The following is an 18226-nucleotide window of genomic DNA, read 5'->3' on the forward strand; positions in this document are numbered from 1 at the left end:
AAGTAAAATTCAATTTTAAAAAATAAATATCATGGCATTAGAAATCACAGATGCAAATTTTGAAGAAACAGTATTAAACAGCGATAAGCCAGTAATGGTAGATTTTTGGGCTGCTTGGTGTGGACCTTGTAGAATGGTTGGACCAATTATAGACCAAATTAGTGAGGAGTATGATGGGAAAGCTGTTGTTGGTAAATTAGACGTAGATGCAAATCAAGAATTTGCAGCAAAATACGGAGTAAGAAACATACCTACAGTTTTGGTTTTTCAAAATGGAAAAGTAGTAGGAAGACAAGTTGGAGTAGCTCCTAAAACAGCATATGCTGAAGCTATCGACGCTTTATTATAGAAATATATTTCATAAAGAATTGATAAAGGTTTGCTATAATGGCAAACCTTTTTTTATTTTAGTAAAAAAGTAAATTATAATGAGCAAAATAACAAAAGCGCAAGACGCAATAGATAGTAAGTTATTAGACGAAAGAAAGGTGTTTCTTTGGGGAATGGTAGACGATAAAAGCGCTAAGCATGTTATCGATAGGCTTCTTTATTTAGATAGCTTAGAAACTAAGGATATTACATTGTATATAAATAGTCCAGGAGGTTATGTTACTTCTGGTTTTGCAATGTACGACACAATTAAATCTTTAAAAAGTGACGTGTCTACAGTATGTACTGGTTTAGCAGCTTCTATGGGATCTATTTTATTATCTGTAGGAGCAAAAGGAAAACGTTTTATACAACCTCACGCACGTGTAATGATTCATCAACCTAGTGGTGGTGCTCGTGGGCAAGCAAGTGATATAGAAATTACAGCACAAGAAATTTTAAAAACTAAAGAGTTAAGTGCTAAAATATTAGCAGAAAACTGTGGGCAGGATTTCGAAAAGGTAATGAAAGACTTTAATCGTGACCATTGGATGGGAGCTGAAGAGTCTAAAGATTATGGAATTGTTGACGGAATTTTAGAATAAAATATAGATTATAAAAAGAGAATAGAGTTTTAATTCTATTCTCTTTTTTTTTATTAAATAATTTAAATAGAGTTCTGCTTTTACAGAAACAAAATGAATTTACAAGACGAATTAAATAAAGCAGGTGGATTTAAAAACTTAGAGCACTTGGCAAAACAAGTAGTTGAAGGTTTTATTTCCGGTATGCATAAAAGTCCGTTTCATGGTTTCTCTGCAGAATTTGCAGAGCATAAAATTTATAATCAAGGAGAAAGTACACGCCATATAGATTGGAAGCTTTTTGCAAAAACCGATAAGCTTTATACAAAACGTTATGATGATGAAACTAATTTACGTTGTCATATTATTTTAGACAATAGTAGTTCTATGCATTATCCCGAAAAAACAAATTTTGACATAGATAATCTAAATAAAATTGCATTTTCGGCATTAGCATCAGCATCATTAATGCATATTCTTAAAAAGCAACGTGATGCGGTAGGATTAAGTATTTATAGTGATGCTTACGATTTTTACGCTAACGAAAAAGGAAGTGAGCGCCATCATCAAATGCTTTTAGCGCAATTAAGTAATGCGGTTTTAAGTAAACCTAAAAATAAGCAAACCGAAACATACCAATATTTGCATCAAATAGCAGAGAAAATTCATAGACGTTCACTAATATTTGTATTTACAGATATGTTTCAAACTTCTACAGATGAAGTTAAGCTTTTTGAAGCACTACGTCACTTAAAACATAATAAGCATGAAGTAGTATTGTTTCATGTATTCGATAGAAGTAAAGAGCTTATTTTTAATTTTGATAATAAGCCAAAACGGTTTATTGATGTAGAAACTGGAGAACACATTAATTTATATAGTGATCAAGTAAAAGATAATTACGAAAAATTGGTAGGTGATTATTTTAAAGATTTGCGTGTAAAATGTGGTCAAAACCGAATAAAGTACGTTGAAGCAGATATAAATAAAAATTTTGATGTTATCCTAACTAGCTATATGTTAGAGCGTCAGAAATTTATTTAAACTTTTTTTTAAAAAAAATCGAAAAAATGTTTGCAGTATTAAAATAGCGGTGTATATTTGCCCTCGCAATATGCAACGGTCTGGTAGTTCAGTTGGTTAGAATGTCGCCCTGTCACGGCGAAGGTCGCGGGTTCGAGTCCCGTCCAGACCGCAAAATTGCTAAAAGCTTCAACTTTGTTGAAGCTTTTTTTGGCAAAAAATTTAGTTGTGTTGTTTTGATGGGTGTAGTAGTCCATCAAACTGGTAGAAAGCTAGTTAAATAGCTTAAACCAATGAGAAGCTTTCCTTTTTTCTTTATTGAAAATTGTGAAGCTTTTTTGTTTTTATAGAATTTTTATTGCTCTTTAACGTTTTTTTAATAAAAAAATAGCTACAATTCACGTTTGAGCAGTAATTTGAATCTCTTTATCGATTTTTTTAAAAATTAACATTATATATTTTTTATATTAGCCGTACATTATTGATTCCCTTAGCATTAACATGCTTCAATAATGACTCCATTGTATAGACTTTCTGTCTATAGTTTACTATTTATTTGTTTTTAAGTACTATTCAAAGTGGTAGCAATACCTCTACATTAATATTAAATTAATAGCAACATTAAATAAATAAATAATTATGAAATTCCTTAAATTAACTTTAGTAGCACTTTTTTCAATTGGATTATTAACAGCTGTTTTACCTTCAAACAAAGTAGAACCAACAGTTGAAACCACTAACCATGACCTTTCTAAGCCAGATTTAGACTTAACTGCATTTATAGAGCTTAAGAATAAAAGAAAAGTACCAACTCAAGGATAGACTTTTCTAATAAAACAATTTTCAATACAAATAATAACAATAAAAAATACACTTATGAAATCCCTTAAATTAACTTTAGTAGCACTTTTTTCAATTGGATTATTAACAGCTGTTTTACCTTCAAACAAAGTAGAACCAACAGTTGAAACCACTAACCATGACCTTTCTAAACCAGATTTAGACTTAACTGCATTTATAGAGCTTAAGAATAAAAGAAAAGTACCAACTCAAGGATAGAATTTTAAAAGAACACATATAACTAGTAATAGCAACAATAAAAAATACACTTATGAAATCCCTTAAATTAATTTTAGTAGCACTTTTTTCAATAGGATTATTAACGGCTGTTTTACCATCAAACGAAGTAGAGGTAACAGTTAAAACTACTAACCAAGACCTTTCTAAACCAGATTTAGACTTAACTGCATTTATAGAGCTTAAGAACAAAAGAAAAGTACCAACTCAAGGATAGACTTTTAAAAAACACATATAAATAGTAATAGCAACAATAAAAAATACACTTATGAAATCCCTTAAATTAACTTTAGTAGCACTTTTTTCAATAGGATTATTAACAGCCGTTTTACCATCAAACGAAGTAGAACTAACAGTTAAAACCACTAAGCAAGACCTTTCTAAACCAGATTTAGACTTAACTGCATTTATAGAGCTTAAGAATAAAAGAAAAGTACCAACAGAAGGATAGACTTTTTAAAAGAATACATATAAATAGAAATAGCAACAATAAAAAATACACTTATGAAATCCCTTAAATTAACTTTAGTAGCACTTTTTTCAATAGGATTATTAACAGCCGTTTTACCATCAAACGAAGTAGAAGTAACAGTTAAAACTACTAAGCAAGATATTTCTAAACCAAATTTAGATTTAACTGCATTTATAGAGCTTAAGAATAAAAGAAAAGTACCAACAGAAGGATAGACTTTTTAAAAGAATACATATAAATAGAAATAGCAACAATAAAAAATACACTTATGAAATCCCTTAAATTAACTTTAATAGCACTTTTTTCAATTGGATTATTAACGGCTGTTTTACCATCAAACGAAGTAGAGGTAACAGTTAAAACTACTAACCAAGACCTTTCTAAACCAAATTTAGATTTAACTGCATTTATAGAGCTTAAGAACAAAAGAAAAGTACCAACAGAAGGATAGACTTTTAAAAGAATACATATAAATAGAAATAGCAACAATAAAAAATACACTTATGAAATCCCTTAAATTAACTTTAATAGTACTTTTTTCCATAGGATTATTAACAGCCGTTTTACCTTCAAACGAAGTAGAGGTAACAGTTAAAACTACTAACCAAGACCTTTCTAAACCAGATTTAGACTTAACTGCATTTATAGAGCTTAAGAACAAAAGAAAAGTACCAACTCAAGGATAGATAAAAATTTGAGTTTTTATTCAACTAAATTTTTATTTTATTTAGTTTAAATTTGATAAAATTCAAAATTTATATTGAGGGCTTTTTTATTATTATTTTGTAGTTTTTTTGTCTTTTTTTCTTTTGCACAAAAAGAGAGAATTAACTCTACTTTAGATTCAATTATACTATATAGAGAATATTCTAAAAATAGTAATCTAACATTTAAGCAACGCATATTATACGCAAATAGAGCAATAACTTTATCCTCCAGTTATAGTGAAGACTCTACATTAATTAAAAGCTATAAAGCTTTATCTTCAATTTATTTAAATCAATTAAATACTTCAAAACTAAAATCTGTAAATTTTAAAATTGTCGACTTAGCTAATAAAGCAAAAGATACAGCGGCATTAGCAAATGCAAACTATATACTAGGTTATACTTACGATGTAGAGTCGAAACCAGATAGTGCTTATTTTTATTACTCAAGAGCTGTAAAACAATACGATGTAATAGGAGATAAAAAGGATTACATAAATGTTCTCTCTAATATGAGTGATATACAATATTATGAACGTGATTATGTAGGAGCAGAAATTAATATAATTAGAGCATTAAAAATTTTAGAAACCTTACCTGAAACCGAAGATAATATTATTGTTAAATGGGAAAGATATAATGTTTTAGGCATTATTTCCGGTGAACTTAAAAATTTTGATAAAGCTCTTGAATATTATAACCTAACAAAAAAAACAGTAAAAAATTACTCGCAAGCTTATTATTATAATGTGTTTTCAAATAATAATATAGGATCCATTTATAGAAGAAAAGGAGATTATAAAAAAGCTATTGAAATTTTTAACGAAATACTCGAAGACAAAACCTTATTAGATAACGACTCTTTATCTTATGCTGCTGTTAAAGCCAATTTAGCTTATTCAAAATATTTAAATAAAGATTTTGAAACACAAGAGGTTAATTCTCTATTTAAGGAATCTATTAAAATTTCTAAAGCATTAGATGATGAAATTAGTATTATGGGTACTAGTGCTTATTACTCAGAATTTTTAAGCGAAATAGGAGAAAAAGATTCAGCTAAAAAATATGTGGATTTGGCGTATAAAATTGCTAAAAACACGAAGTCTAATAGTTTTGTTTTTAGAACTTTAAAAACAAAATCTCAATTAGAAAAAGATTCTTCTAATATCTTTTTAGGAGAATACATTAAGCTAAGCGATAGTTTGGTTACTGCCGAGCGTTCAAGGCGCAATAAATTTGCAAGAATAGATTACGAAACAGATGTAATTATACAAGAGAAAGAAGCAATTTCTAAACAAAATTTATGGTTAATTATTATTTCTATAGGTCTTTTGTTTTCTATACTACTTCTATACATTATTAAAACGCAACGAGAAAAAAATAAAGAACTACAACTGGCTAAACAACAACAAGAAGCTAACGAAGAAATTTATAACCTAATGCTTTCCCAACAAGAGAAAATGGACGAAGCTAGAGCTGTTGAAAAAAAACGAATATCTCAAGAAATGCACGATGGTATTTTAGGAAGATTATTTGGTACGCGATTAAGTTTAGATAGTCTTAATATGGATAACTCTCAAGAGGCAATTATTAGTCGAGAAAATTATATTAAAGACTTAATGGAAATAGAAAAGGATATTCGTAAAATTTCTCACGATTTAAATACAGACTTTATTTCTAATACAAGATTCCCAGATTTAGTAAGCACCTTAGTAGAAACACAATGTTTAGCATACAAATTAGACTATAATATTTCTATAGATAATGATATAAAATGGGAAGATTTAGTAAATAAAACTAAAATTCATATTTATAGAATAATACAAGAATCTCTTCAAAATATATACAAGCACGCCCAAGCAAAAATTATTAATGTGAAAATACACCAACAAGAAAATTTAATATCTTTATTGATAATTGATGATGGTGTGGGTTATGATAAATCGAAACAAAAAGATGGAATTGGTTTAAAAAATATAAAATCTAGAGTTGAAGCTATTGGAGGAAAATTAAATATAAAGACTAAAATTAATATTGGTACAACTATTTTTATAGAGTTACCGATTAATAATGAACCAAATTAAAATGGCACAAGAAATTATTAAAATATTGATGACAGACGATCACCCAATGATTATTGAAGGTTATCAAAACACTTTATTAGCAACAAAAAAAGAATCTCAAAAATTAATTATAGATATAGCTACAAACTGTGACGAATCTTTAGAACTTATTAATAAATCTATATCTCTTGGTGAGCATTACACTGTATGTTTTTTTGATATTAGCATGCCGCCTTCGAGTGATGGAGAATTTAAATCTGGTGAAGATTTAGCTTTATATGTTAGAAAAAAAACAAGACGAACTAAAATTGTAATGCTAACAATGTTCGACGAATCTTACCGTATACACAGCATAATAAATAATATAGATCCAGAAGGTTTTTTAATAAAAAGCGACATTACATCCAGAGAATTAGCAAGTGCTTTTCAAGCAGTTTTACATAATCCTCCATTTTATAGTGGTACAGTAAATCAAATAATAAAAAGGACACGATTTAGTAATTTAGAAGTAGATGAAGTAAACCATCATATTCTTTATCTAATATCTAAAAGTATGAAGAATAAAGATATTGCTAAAGAATTAAATCTTTCATTAAGTAGTATAGAAAAGAAAAAGAAATTATTAAAGGAAATATTTAAGGTTGAAGAAGGAGATGAAAAAACATTAATTGAAAAAGCTAAAGGCTATGGTTTTTTAAATAATTAGTAGGATTTTTCTCTGAAATGTTAAAATTTACAAAAAAACACTTTTTTTTTAAATTAGTCAAACATACCCATTATTTAAGCACTTTCAAGAATTTTAAAATTTTCATTACGGTAAAAACCGTAATTGGATATTATTAAATGTATTAAATTTGTCCTATCAACAATCACACACTAAATTTTAGGTAGGATTTAGAATTTAGTCGGTAATAGCAAATTTACACGAACCTTGTAATTTCTCTTCTGAAATTACAAGGTTTTTTTTTAAAATAGTATCTCTTTATAATCCCAAAATATCTTAATAAAGAAACCAAGGTAAACTACAGAAACTATAAATTTTATAAATGTTCCAGTAATAAAACCTATAAAAGATCCAAACGCTGCTTTTAATGCGGTTTGAGAATCTGTTTTATTACTTAATTCTCCCAAAAAAGCTCCTAAAAAAGGACCAATAATTATGCCTCCAGGAATTGGAGCAAGAATACCAACAAAAAGGCCAATAGTTGTGCCAATCATACCAGCTTTTGTGCCTCCAAATTTTTTAGCACCCATCGCCGGAATAATATAATCTAAAGTAAAAACTAATAAAGCAATAATTAATGTAATGCTTAAAAACATCCAGTTATTTGGAACTGCATTTGTTAAATAAAGTAATAATAAACCAATCCAACTTAATGGAGGACCAGGTAAAATAGGTAAAAAGCTACCTATAAGTCCAAGAATTATAAATAATAATCCTACAAAAACTAAAAATATATCCATAAAGTATTTTTTTTATAAGACGTTTAAAACCAATAAAAGTTACATTTGTAACTAAATAATTAGTTTTAACTAAAAAAATAGTTATATTTGAACTAATAATTTAGTTTAAAAAAACAGTCTACTAAAAATAAGAGTTAAAAAATGAAACAACTTACAAAAGCAGAAGAAGATATTATGCAAGTACTTTGGCTTTTAAAAATGGCCAATGTAAAACAAATAATCGATGAGTTGCCAGAACCAAAACCAGCATATAATACAGTTTCTACAATAGTTAGAATTTTAGAAAGTAAAGGCTTTGTAGATTATAAAAAGAAAGGAAAAGGACACATTTATTTTCCGTTATTAAAAAAGCAAGACTACAGTAACCAATCTATAAATAAGCTTGTAGATAATTATTTTCAAGGTTCTTTTAAAAGTATGGTCTCTTTTTTTGTTAAAAAAAACGATGTTAATTTAAACGACCTAGAATCTGTTTTAAAAGAAATAGAAAAGGATACAAAAAAGTAAAATTATGTTACACTATATATTGCAAACTATCATTTTTCAATTACTATTTTTAATGGTTTACGATGTGTTTTTAAAAAACGAAACCTTTTTTAATTGGAATAGGTTTTACTTATTAACTTCAGCATTATTATCTGTTATATTACCATTTGTAAAAATAGATGGTTTTAAAACCATTATACCTCAAAAGTACATTTTTAGTTTGCCAGAAGTTATTATAGGTAATAATACTAGTAATGTAATAACGTTAAATGAAGTGTTTTTAAATACCCAAAAAGCAACTTTATATTTTAGTTTTAATTGGAGTTATATTTTGTATTTAGGATCCTGTATTGCAATAATATTATTTTTAATAAAGTTATATAAAATAGCCATAATCGCTTATAAAAATCCAAAAGTAAAATTTGAAAAAGCTTTATTAATAGAATTGTCTAATAGCAAACACGCTTTTTCATTTTTCAATTACATATTTATTGGGAAAGACATAAATACAGAAGATAAACAAACCATTTTAGCACACGAATTAGAACATGTAAAAGAGAAGCACAGTATAGATTTATTGTTCTTCGAGATTTTAAAAATTGTATTCTGGTTCAATCCTTTAATTTATTTATACCAAAATAGAATTGCAGACTTACATGAATTTGTGGCAGATGCTAAAGCCGTAAAATCTAGTAGTAAAACAAACTATTATCAAAACTTGTTATCGCAAGTTTTCGATACCCAAAAGGTATCATTCATCAATTCATTTTTTAAACAATCATTAATCAAAAAACGAATCATTATGTTAAGCAAATCAAAATCAAAACAAATTCATTTAGCCAAGTATTTATTAGTATTTCCAATGGTAATTGGCATGCTGTTTTATACGTCTTGTTCTAATGAAGATAAGTTAAGTAATAGTGTAGAGGAGACTTCTAATTTAAGTGAAGAAGAGCTTCTTAAAAAATATATTGAAGAAATAAATGAGTTAAAAACAAATAACATACTTTTTAGTCTAGATGATAAGGCTTTCGAGAAATTTAATTTGTCAATTGTTAATGATAATTATATTCAGACATTAGATCAATATTTGAGATCAAAAGCATTTCTGTCGGGTGTTTTTACAGATTTAATTAATAAAGAAAGTGTAAGTGATAAATCGAGTTTTAAACTAGCTTTAAATGATTTAGAATCTTCAACTTATCAAGATTATCTAGAAAGAAAGAAAACTCAAGAATCAATAGATAATTGGGAAAACTCACCAAGAGACTATCAACTAAGAAAACATGTTAAAGATTTAGATAATATTACTGAAGAAGAAAATAAACTTATTAGAAGTCAAATTAAGCAAATTGAAAATGATGATTATCTACATACTTTAATAATCTCTGATGGTTTAAGACATAAAAAAAGCGAGTTTAAAGTTAATAATAACGACGAAGAATATATAGGCGAAAATATGTCTTTCGTTACAATAGATCAGGTTCCTGTTTTTAATGGCTGCGATACTTCAATGTCTAACAACGATCAAAGAAAATGCTTTAGCGATAAGATAAATGCTATTGTTCGAGAAAATTTTGATGCTTCTTTAGGTAAAAAATTAAACCTTGTTGGTAAAGTAAGAATTTATGCAAGATTTACAATCAATAAAGAAGGAAACATAGCAAATATTAAAACAAGAGCACCACATGCCGAATTAGAAAAAGAAGCAAGAAGAGTGGTTCAATTAATTCCACAAGTAATACCAGGTAAACATGAAGGAGAGCTAGTTAACGTAACTTTCGATTTACCTATTACCTTTAATATTGAAGAGTAATTATACTTTTAAAAGAAGTATAAGTTTTAAAACCGAAGCAAAGTCTTCGGTTTTTTTATTTTTAAGATAATATATTGTACTTTTCAGTTTCAATTTACACTATGCAAAGAGTATTTGTTTTATTGTTAATTATATGCGCAACATCTTGCGAGTATTTTAATGCAAAAAAAATAGCTTCAGAAGATATTTTTAAAGAAGAAATAAGTGCTATTAATTGGAATGATGTTGATAATTATCCAACGTTTTCTTCCTGCGATTCTTTACAAGTAAAAACAGATAGGAAAAGCTGTTTTGAAAATACATTATCGCAACATATAACTAATAGTCTTCAAAATGAAACCATAATTGTTTCTCAAGATATTGAGGATACAATTCTTTTAGAATTTCAAGTTTCTAAAACAGGTAAAATATCTATAAAACACATTAATTTAAGCGAAACTATAGAGGTAGAAATACCAGAAATTAAAAACATGATAAGTAATAGTCTAAATAGTTTGCCGCAAATTTATCCAGCACTTAAAAGAGATCAGCCTGTTAAAGCAGAGTTTAAATTACCAATTATTATTAAAGTAGATTAATTTTTTACTTAAAACTAGAATTTAATTGCTAACTTTTTCATAAGTCTTAAAACCTCTACATATAACCAGATTATTGTTACTAAAAGACCGTAACAAGCCATCCATTCTTTGTATTTAGGCGCTTTGTTTTTGTAACGTTCTATAAAATCGAAATCTAATAAAAAAGATAAGGCAGCAAACGTAGCAGCAACTATATTAAAAGATATAGCAAGCCAGCTCGTTCCCCATATAAAAGAACGAATGCCAAAAAAGCTTAAAATCCAAGAAATTAAATAGACAAGAAATATTGTAGAACATACTGTAATTATTACACTTCTAAGTTTTTTAGTTACAACAATAATTCGAGTTTGATAAAGCATTAAAATAGTAAAAAAAGTAACTAATGTTACACCTACAGCTTGATAAGGCATTTCTGGATATTGAGCTTTAATATAGCTTGTAAAGCCACCAAGAAAAAAACCTTTAGCAATAGCATATAAAGGTACTAAAATATGTGCCCAATTTTGCCTAACAGATAATATAATACTAATAACTATAGCAGCAAGTACACCACCTGTAGCAAACCATTTTATATTTACACCATTACTATATAATTTCCACACAAAAACTGTAATTCCTGTTGTAATAAATAGCATTAAAAAGGTTTTTATTATAATGCCAGAAACTGTCATTTTTTTTTGAGAAACATTTTTTTGTTCCCAAAAATATGGCGAAAACGCAGGATTATTAGTTTTTAAAAAAGACATTATAAATTAAATTTATAACCAATAGCAAAATCTACAGGAAAATTATCTTGGTTATCTATAAAAACAGCAAAAAGCGAATCGTAAACAAGAGTTAAGTAACCATTTCCAATTTTTAAATCTGCGCCTAAACCAAAAATAAAAGGAGCATCAAAACCAGAAGAAGTATTTTCTATTGTAATTAAAGAAGCTGCATCTTCGGGATTTGTAATTGTAGTTTTTATTGTTGCACTTGTATAGGTTGCAAATTTGGTTTGAGCGTAAACATTTATATTATTCTTATTTATAAATCTAAATCTATATCCTAAAGCAATTTGTGTTGCAGAATATTGAAAGTCATCATTATCTGTAGTGTGTCTCATGTTTAAAAAACCTGAATGTCTAGAATCTAAGTTATCCGAAACAGCCTCTATTTCTGTTCCAAAAAAAGCTGTTTTTTCATTATTAATATTTTGGTTAAAAGGACTGTTGGTTAAACCTCCAAAAAGACCTAGTCTAAATTTTAATTTAGAACTAGAATCTGTTATAACGTAATTAGAATCTTTAGTATTATTAAACTCATCAATAAAAGATTTAAGACTATATGTAGTTAAATTTACCTTCGAGGCATCTATAGATGTTAAATCTGTTAATACCGTTTTATATTCTTCTTGATATTTATTCTTCGAGTTTTTTGTGTTTTTAAGCTCTGTAATTTTACCATCTTCTGTTCTTATAAAATAACGATATTGCTCATTAATAACATTCCAAAGCAAATCTAAAGAACCTTCAGTTTCAGTTTTTAATTCTAAGGTTTCATTACCAATAGTGTAGGTTTGTTGTGCAAAAGTATAACCGCTATATGCTAGTAAACTAAATAATAAAATAAATTTTTTCATAATAGAAATAGATTTGGTTTTAATTGTAAAAGTAAATATTTTAAGTCAATTATGGTTTATTTACTAAAAGTTCTATCTTTCCATTTGTATTTAGTAAACATCGAAATACACGCAATATAAACGCTAAAAAAAGGATATATAAATGCTGAAAAGATAAAACTTGATAACTCGTTTTCTTGTTTAAAAAAATGAGCTGTTTTAAAAATAAGAAGAAAATCGGTAAGACTCTTTATTATAAAGACATAAAATAATGGACTAAATTGAAGCCACCCAAATAGAAATAATAAAAAATAACAAACTAAAATAGCATTCATTAAAAAAACAATTAAACCTACTAATTTTCCAAATATAGAATTGTAACTCGAAGTCTTTGCAGCCCATCTTTTACGTTGGGATATTAAGGATTTAAGTGTTGGTTGGGCTTTAGTTTTTACAATGGCAGTTGTAGATTTTAAAAACTGAACATCGTTTTTATTATGTTTAATTACCTTTTGAAGCAGAAAAATATCATCGCCACTAGCAATATTACTATTACCATTAAAACCATTAAGTTTTAAAAACAAATCTTTATTATAAGCTAAGTTTGCACCATTACATAAAAACGGTTTACCAATACCAAAACCACCTATTGTAGCTCCAATTAAGCTTAAAAAATCTAATAACTGAAAACGTTTTAAAAATGAGTTTGTATAATTGTATGTAACGGGAGCAACAATCATTTTACAAGGTTTTTTATTGATAAAACTATTAAAAGTGTCGAGCCAGAATTTGGGTAATACACAATCTGCATCTGTAGTAACTATCCAATTGTGTTTAGCTACTTTTATAGCAGAGACAATAGCATCTTTTTTTGGTGAATTTGAAATTCTTACGTTTTGTATAACCTTTATATTGCTTTCTTTTATTTGGGTGTCTTTTAAACTAAGCGTGTTTAAAATTATTTGGCTAGAATTATCATTAGAATCATCATCTACAAAAATAAATTCATAATGTTTTTTTGAATAGTTTAAAGTTTTAATAGAAGCTAGCAATTCTGGTAAGTTTTCGGCTTCGTTTCTAAATGGAATAATTACTGAAAATTTAGTTTCAGGTTTCAGGTTTTCAGCATTAAAATGTTTTACTTTTTTAAAACCATAAACTAACCATAAAATTAATGCTAAATATAAAATGGTTATACATGTAAAAACTGTAATCATGCTGATTTGTTTTGTTTATTAAAATTAAAATTTAAAACAAAATAACTCCCAAAAATACTCGGAAACACAAAATTAAATATCCACATTAGCGTAATAGCACATAATACAGTAAATTCATCTATACCAGCAAACGAAAATAAATATACAGCAACACTACCTTTTATAACCACATCAAATATAAAAACCGATGGAATTATCGAGGACAATAAATACATACTTGTTATAATAATCATCGCTTCAAAATAGCTTAATTCTACACCAAAGAGAGATAATAGGAAATAAAACTGATAAGAGAATACGAAATAACGAAATAGCGAAAGTAAAAAGGTGTTAGCACTAATTCTAAAAGGTAGTTTTCTAAAAAAATGCTTTAACTTACTTATTGAAAAAAAATTTGGTTTATATTTTTTTTGTTGTATTCCAAAAATTGATAAACTAAAAATAACTAAAAGCAATATGGCAAATCGTAGAACACGATAACTATCTATCTCTATTGGATAGCGTAGTGAAAATAAGTAGAAACCAATACCTCCAAAAGTAACGGTAATAACCATTTGTATTGTATTTCCTGTTAAGTTTAAAAGTAAGATTTTTTTTCTGTATTGCTTTGCAAAATAGATAGCTTTAGCTCCATATTCTCCAATTCTATTTGGTGTAAAAAGGGAAGCAGTAAGAGAACCAAGACTTTGCTTTAAGGCTTCAAAGAAAGATATTTTTTTTATAAAGGAAACAAGTGATTGCCATTTTAAAATTTCCAAATACCAATTTAAAAAACTTAAAAACATTAAGAAAATAACATTTTTAGCTGTTAAAACGTTATTACTATTTAAATATGTAGCAAATTCATAAAAATCTAATTTGTTATTATTTACTAATTTGTTATAAATAAAATAAAAAGCACCAACTACAATGCTTAATTTAATAAGTACAAAAAAGAATTGTTTAGTTTTGTATGATAAACCGTTGTGCAAAGTTTTATAGAATAGTGCTTGCAAAATAACCAAATATTATACAATCATGTCTAAATTTAATTACTATTGTTTTTTCGTCCTTTTTTTAGTGAGTACTTTAGGATTCTCACAAAAAGAAACCGATACATGGAGAGCTTTATTTTCTGTTGGTGTAAATAGCCCTTCTCAAGATGGATTAATATCACCTTTTCAAGCAAAAAGTATTAATTTTCCAACCATAAATATAGGCCTCCAGCATATGTTTAAACCTCAATTTGGAGCACGGTTAGATTTTGGTTATAATCGTTTTTCTAATGAAGATAATACTACAGAATTTAAAACTAATTACTCTAGAATAAATGCTCAGTTTGTGTACAATGCCTCAAGACTAGTGTCTTCTTTATCACCAGAAATGGGCATGATGTTGCACGCTGGACCTGGTTACACCATGATAAAACCTTTAGGTATTTATAGAGAAAATGAAAATTCATATTTAAATGCAATGGCAGGAATAGAGTTTAATTATAATATTTCTAGAACAGTTTCTTTATTTATTGACGCCTCTTATATTAAAGGATTTGCAAAGGATTTTAATCCGGTTACAGATGGTTTAGGAAGTTTTAATGGCGACATGCTTACTATAACTTTTGGAGCTTCGGTTTCATTAATAAATTGTAGAACCTGTAATTAAATGGCAGAAGAAAAAATAATTTTAGGTATCGATCCTGGAACTACAATTATGGGTTTTGGACTTATAAAAGTGGTTAACAAAAAGATGCAGTTTTTACAACTTAATGAGCTGGATTTAAAAAAGTACGATGATCATTACCTAAAGCTAAAACTTATTTTCGAGCGTACTATAGAGCTTATAGATACACATCATCCAGATGAAATAGCTATAGAGGCTCCTTTTTTTGGTAAAAATGTTCAGAGTATGCTTAAACTTGGGCGTGCTCAAGGTGTTGCTATGGCGGCAGGTTTATCTCGAGAAGTTCCGATTACAGAATATGCTCCAAAAAAAATTAAAATGGCTATTACTGGAAATGGAAATGCAAGTAAAGAACAAGTAGCAAAAATGTTGCAAGGTATGTTGGGTATTAAAACATTGCCTAAAAACTTAGATGCTATGGATGGTTTAGGAGCAGCAGTTTGCCATTTCTATAATCAAGGTCGAGTAGAAATAGGTAAAAGTTATTCTGGTTGGGCAAGTTTTGTGAAGCAGAATGAGAAACGAGTAAAGAAATGATAATTAAATATGTCCGGAATCTATATTCATATACCATTTTGTAAACAAGCCTGTCATTATTGCGATTTTCATTTTTCGACTTCATTAAAAAAGAAAGACGAACTTATAGACGCGCTTATTTTAGAAATAAAAATGCGAAAGGATGAGTTTAAAAATACTACAGTTGAAACCATTTATTTTGGAGGCGGAACACCTTCATTATTATCTTCTTTGGAAATAAAAAGAATAATAGACTCTATTTATAAAAATTATAAAGTCTCTAATAATCCAGAAATAACATTGGAAGCCAATCCAGATGATTTAAGTAATAATCGAATATTAGAGATTTCTAAGAGTCCAATTAATAGGCTGTCTATTGGTATACAATCGTTTCATGAAAAAGATTTAAAACTCATGAATCGCGCACATAATACTCAAGAAGCAAAACAATGTTTAGAAGAAGCTACTAAACATTTTAATAATATTTCTCTCGATCTAATATATGGTATACCAAACACTACAAACCAAGAATGGGAAGAAAATATAAATATAGCTTTAAATTTTGGTGTAAACCATATTTCAAGTTATGCACTAACTGTAGAACCTAAAACAGCTTTAGCTTCATTTATAGAAAAAGGAATTATAGATAATGTAGATGATGCTTTAGCTCAAGAGCAATTTAACATATTAATAGATAAATTAGAAACTAATAATTTTGTGCATTATGAGTTGTCTAATTTTGGAAAAGAAGGTTTCTTTAGCAGAAATAATTCAGCATATTGGCAAGGTAAACCTTATATTGGTATAGGTCCATCGGCACATTCTTTTAACGGAAAGCAGCGTGGTTGGAACGTTAGAAATAATACTAAATACATTAAATCGTTACAAATAGGAGATTTGCCAATTGAAATAGAAACCTTAACCAAAACAGATCAATATAACGAATATGTTATGACTGGTTTGCGCACTGTTTGGGGAGTTTCAATAAAAAAAGTACAGCAAGATTTTGGCGTTACTTTTGAAAATTATATGTTAGAACAAGCACAAAAACACATTAAGGAACATTTATTGTATATTGATAATGGAAAACTAAAAATAACCCAAAAAGGCAAGTTTTTAAGCGATGGGATCGCTAGTGACTTGTTTATGTTAAACTAAAATATGCTTACAACAATACAAATTAAAAGTAAAAGAATAAAGATAGATTTATCTAAACCATTAGATATTTCAATGCCATTACGCGCTTTAAAAAGTAATGTAAATGCATGGTATATAGATGAGCCAAAAATAACTGCTGTAGAATTAGATGGTTGGGTAGCGAGTGTTAAACAAGGAGCAGCAATTAACTTTAATAATATACAGTTTAATCCGCATGCACATGGAACACACACAGAGTGTGTAGGCCATATTACCGAAAAAACTTATAGCATTAATAAATGTTTAAAGCGTTTTATGTTTACAGCTCAAGTAATTACTGTGGCTGCCGAAGTTGCTGGAGAAGATAAAATAATATCTAAAACACAAATACAATATTTATTAAAACGAAAAAATCCTGAAGCATTAGTTATTAGAACTATGCCAAATACAAAAGATAAAAAATCGAAACAATACTCGCATACAAATTGGCCATATTTAACAGAAGAAGCCGCAGTATTTATTCGTGAAAAAGGTATAAAACATTTATTAATAGATTTGCCAAGTGTAGATAAAGAAAAAGACGATGGTCAATTATTAGCACATAAAGCCTTTTGGAATGTTAATGGAGAAATTAGAAAAGATGCCACAATTACAGAGTTTATTTATGTACCAAATAAAGTAGAAGATGGAAGCTACATATTAAATTTGCAAATTGCACCTTTCGATAATGATGCCACACCTAGTAAACCAGTTTTATACAAGATAGAATAATATGGAAATAGTATTTGCAATTATATTTGGAGTTTTATCTGCTTTAGGTGTTTCTACCTATGTTAAGCATATACAAAGCAAAAAATTAGCACAAACACAATCTGTTGTACTATTAGATAAAATTAAAAAAGTATGTAAAATTATTAGTGTAGAAGGTGATTTTGCAGAAATCTATCATTACGAAAATGTAAAAGAAAGATTTTTAAAATTGGTTTCAAGTCGAAAAAAAGCTTTGGTTATTATTGACGCTAAAGCACATGTTGGATTCGATTTATCTAAAATCCAAATTAATGCCAATGCCGAAACAAAATTGGTAACTTTAAAGCATTTTCCACAACCAGAAATATTATCTATAGAAACTAATCTTAAATACTACGATAAACGAGATGGTATGTTTAACAAATTTCAAGCAAACGATTTAACAACATTACATAACGAAGCTAAGTTGCATATAAGAGAAAAAGTACCACAAAGTGGATTGTTTCAAATAGCCCAAAAAGAAGCACTGGACTCTATATTGTTAATCGAAGGTATTGTAGAAACTATTGGCTGGAACCTTGATTATTCTGCCTTAGAAATAGAGGAAAATTCTGTAAAAGAGCTAAAAAACGATTAAATTATATTGATAGCAAATAAGTGTTTTGTCGTTGTTATTTGCATTTTGTCGGTTTTTTGGAATTAGAAGTA

Annotated in this window: 25 protein-coding genes and 1 tRNA gene; 21 read left to right on the forward strand and 5 right to left on the reverse strand. The window is 27.9% G+C overall.

The genetic code is table 11. From position 1 onward, the window contains the following. Positions 1 to 31: 31 nt before the first annotated feature. From trxA to CLV86_RS06190, 13 genes are all read left to right on the forward strand, one after another. Positions 32 to 349, forward strand: coding sequence for a thioredoxin (gene trxA / locus CLV86_RS06130; RefSeq protein ID WP_121050863.1), 318 nt, complete (start codon positions 32 to 34; stop codon positions 347 to 349). 79 nt (positions 350 to 428) lie between these two features. After that, positions 429 to 974, forward strand: a complete 546-nt coding sequence (locus CLV86_RS06135) for a ClpP family protease (protein WP_198033388.1) — start codon at positions 429 to 431, stop codon at positions 972 to 974. A 93-nt stretch (positions 975 to 1067) separates the two neighbouring features. After that, positions 1068 to 1997: a DUF58 domain-containing protein gene (locus tag CLV86_RS06140; RefSeq protein WP_121050866.1), complete on the forward strand. Its 930-nt coding sequence runs from the start codon at positions 1068 to 1070 to the stop codon at positions 1995 to 1997. Positions 1998 to 2074: 77 nt separating this feature from the next. After that, positions 2075 to 2148: transfer RNA gene (locus tag CLV86_RS06145), tRNA-Asp, on the forward strand. A 467-nt stretch (positions 2149 to 2615) separates the two neighbouring features. Then, on the forward strand, positions 2616 to 2798 hold the full coding sequence (locus tag CLV86_RS06150; RefSeq protein ID WP_121050868.1) for a hypothetical protein: 183 nt from the start codon (positions 2616 to 2618) through the stop codon (positions 2796 to 2798). Between the two features lie 54 nt (positions 2799 to 2852). Then, positions 2853 to 3035: a hypothetical protein gene (locus CLV86_RS06155; RefSeq protein ID WP_076731928.1), complete on the forward strand. Its 183-nt coding sequence runs from the start codon at positions 2853 to 2855 to the stop codon at positions 3033 to 3035. A 52-nt stretch (positions 3036 to 3087) separates the two neighbouring features. Continuing rightward, positions 3088 to 3270: a hypothetical protein gene (locus CLV86_RS06160; RefSeq protein ID WP_121050871.1), complete on the forward strand. Its 183-nt coding sequence runs from the start codon at positions 3088 to 3090 to the stop codon at positions 3268 to 3270. A gap of 51 nt (positions 3271 to 3321) precedes the next feature. Continuing rightward, positions 3322 to 3504 (forward strand): hypothetical protein, encoded by a 183-nt coding sequence (locus CLV86_RS06165; protein ID WP_121050874.1) that lies wholly within the window; start codon positions 3322 to 3324, stop codon positions 3502 to 3504. Positions 3505 to 3557: 53 nt separating this feature from the next. Then, positions 3558 to 3740, forward strand: coding sequence for a hypothetical protein (locus CLV86_RS06170; protein WP_121050877.1), 183 nt, complete (start codon positions 3558 to 3560; stop codon positions 3738 to 3740). 53 nt (positions 3741 to 3793) lie between these two features. Next, positions 3794 to 3976, forward strand: a complete 183-nt coding sequence (locus tag CLV86_RS06175) for a hypothetical protein (protein WP_121050880.1) — start codon at positions 3794 to 3796, stop codon at positions 3974 to 3976. A gap of 52 nt (positions 3977 to 4028) precedes the next feature. Next, positions 4029 to 4211 (forward strand): hypothetical protein, encoded by a 183-nt coding sequence (locus tag CLV86_RS06180; protein WP_121050883.1) that lies wholly within the window; start codon positions 4029 to 4031, stop codon positions 4209 to 4211. A gap of 74 nt (positions 4212 to 4285) precedes the next feature. After that, on the forward strand, positions 4286 to 6316 hold the full coding sequence (locus tag CLV86_RS06185) for an ATP-binding protein (RefSeq protein WP_121050886.1): 2031 nt from the start codon (positions 4286 to 4288) through the stop codon (positions 6314 to 6316). A 1-nt stretch (position 6317) separates the two neighbouring features. Continuing rightward, a complete protein-coding gene (locus CLV86_RS06190) occupies positions 6318 to 7001 on the forward strand; it encodes a response regulator (protein ID WP_076734350.1) in 684 nt (227 codons plus the stop codon). A 260-nt stretch (positions 7002 to 7261) separates the two neighbouring features. On the opposite strand, the gene CLV86_RS06195 is transcribed toward CLV86_RS06190, so the two are convergent. Then, positions 7262 to 7759 (reverse strand): DUF456 domain-containing protein, encoded by a 498-nt coding sequence (locus CLV86_RS06195; protein WP_076731935.1) that lies wholly within the window; start codon positions 7757 to 7759, stop codon positions 7262 to 7264. A 141-nt stretch (positions 7760 to 7900) separates the two neighbouring features. On the opposite strand from CLV86_RS06195, the gene CLV86_RS06200 reads away from it, so the two are divergent. The 3 genes from CLV86_RS06200 (at position 7901) to CLV86_RS06210 (ending at position 10639) form a co-directional block, all read left to right on the forward strand. Continuing rightward, positions 7901 to 8266, forward strand: coding sequence for a BlaI/MecI/CopY family transcriptional regulator (locus CLV86_RS06200; protein WP_076731936.1), 366 nt, complete (start codon positions 7901 to 7903; stop codon positions 8264 to 8266). A gap of 4 nt (positions 8267 to 8270) precedes the next feature. Next, complete coding sequence (locus CLV86_RS14210; protein WP_170148513.1) at positions 8271 to 10061, forward strand: M56 family metallopeptidase; 1791 nt, start codon at positions 8271 to 8273, stop codon at positions 10059 to 10061. 101 nt (positions 10062 to 10162) lie between these two features. Further along, positions 10163 to 10639 carry a hypothetical protein gene (locus CLV86_RS06210; protein WP_121050889.1) on the forward strand — a complete coding sequence of 159 codons (477 nt, stop codon included), beginning with the start codon at positions 10163 to 10165 and terminating at the stop codon, positions 10637 to 10639. A 14-nt stretch (positions 10640 to 10653) separates the two neighbouring features. On the opposite strand, the gene CLV86_RS06215 is transcribed toward CLV86_RS06210, so the two are convergent. The 4 genes from CLV86_RS06215 to CLV86_RS06230 are packed head-to-tail and all read right to left on the reverse strand — an operon-like array spanning position 10654 to position 14427. Then, positions 10654 to 11385 (reverse strand): Bax inhibitor-1/YccA family protein, encoded by a 732-nt coding sequence (locus CLV86_RS06215; protein ID WP_121050892.1) that lies wholly within the window; start codon positions 11383 to 11385, stop codon positions 10654 to 10656. Then, positions 11385 to 12260, reverse strand: coding sequence for a hypothetical protein (locus CLV86_RS06220; RefSeq protein ID WP_121050896.1), 876 nt, complete (start codon positions 12258 to 12260; stop codon positions 11385 to 11387). The genes CLV86_RS06215 and CLV86_RS06220 overlap by 1 nt, the downstream gene beginning before the upstream one ends. A 56-nt stretch (positions 12261 to 12316) precedes the next feature. Further along, on the reverse strand, positions 12317 to 13456 hold the full coding sequence (locus tag CLV86_RS06225) for a glycosyltransferase family 2 protein (RefSeq protein WP_121050899.1): 1140 nt from the start codon (positions 13454 to 13456) through the stop codon (positions 12317 to 12319). After that, complete coding sequence (locus CLV86_RS06230; RefSeq protein ID WP_121050902.1) at positions 13453 to 14427, reverse strand: lysylphosphatidylglycerol synthase domain-containing protein; 975 nt, start codon at positions 14425 to 14427, stop codon at positions 13453 to 13455. Before CLV86_RS06230 ends, CLV86_RS06225 begins: the two co-directional genes overlap by 4 nt. 88 nt (positions 14428 to 14515) lie before the next feature. On the opposite strand from CLV86_RS06230, the gene CLV86_RS06235 reads away from it, so the two are divergent. From CLV86_RS06235 to CLV86_RS06255, 5 genes are read left to right on the forward strand one after another with little or no spacing between them, the layout of a single operon-like run. Then, entirely contained in the window at positions 14516 to 15097 is a 582-nt protein-coding gene (locus CLV86_RS06235; protein WP_249037457.1) for a cell envelope biogenesis protein OmpA, read from the forward strand. Then, the gene (ruvC, locus tag CLV86_RS06240) at positions 15098 to 15652 is read left to right on the forward strand and encodes a crossover junction endodeoxyribonuclease RuvC (RefSeq protein WP_076731944.1); all 555 of its coding nucleotides are present in this window, start codon (positions 15098 to 15100) and stop codon (positions 15650 to 15652) included. 9 nt (positions 15653 to 15661) lie between these two features. After that, positions 15662 to 16789, forward strand: a complete 1128-nt coding sequence (gene hemW / locus CLV86_RS06245; protein ID WP_121050908.1) for a radical SAM family heme chaperone HemW — start codon at positions 15662 to 15664, stop codon at positions 16787 to 16789. Between the two features lie 3 nt (positions 16790 to 16792). Then, positions 16793 to 17539 (forward strand): cyclase family protein, encoded by a 747-nt coding sequence (locus CLV86_RS06250; protein WP_076731947.1) that lies wholly within the window; start codon positions 16793 to 16795, stop codon positions 17537 to 17539. A gap of 1 nt (position 17540) precedes the next feature. After that, positions 17541 to 18155 (forward strand): DUF4230 domain-containing protein, encoded by a 615-nt coding sequence (locus CLV86_RS06255; RefSeq protein WP_121050911.1) that lies wholly within the window; start codon positions 17541 to 17543, stop codon positions 18153 to 18155. Positions 18156 to 18226 lie beyond the last annotated feature (71 nt).

It is taken from the genome of Lacinutrix venerupis, from assembly GCF_003663945.1.
Taxonomy (GTDB): domain Bacteria; phylum Bacteroidota; class Bacteroidia; order Flavobacteriales; family Flavobacteriaceae; genus Lacinutrix; species Lacinutrix venerupis.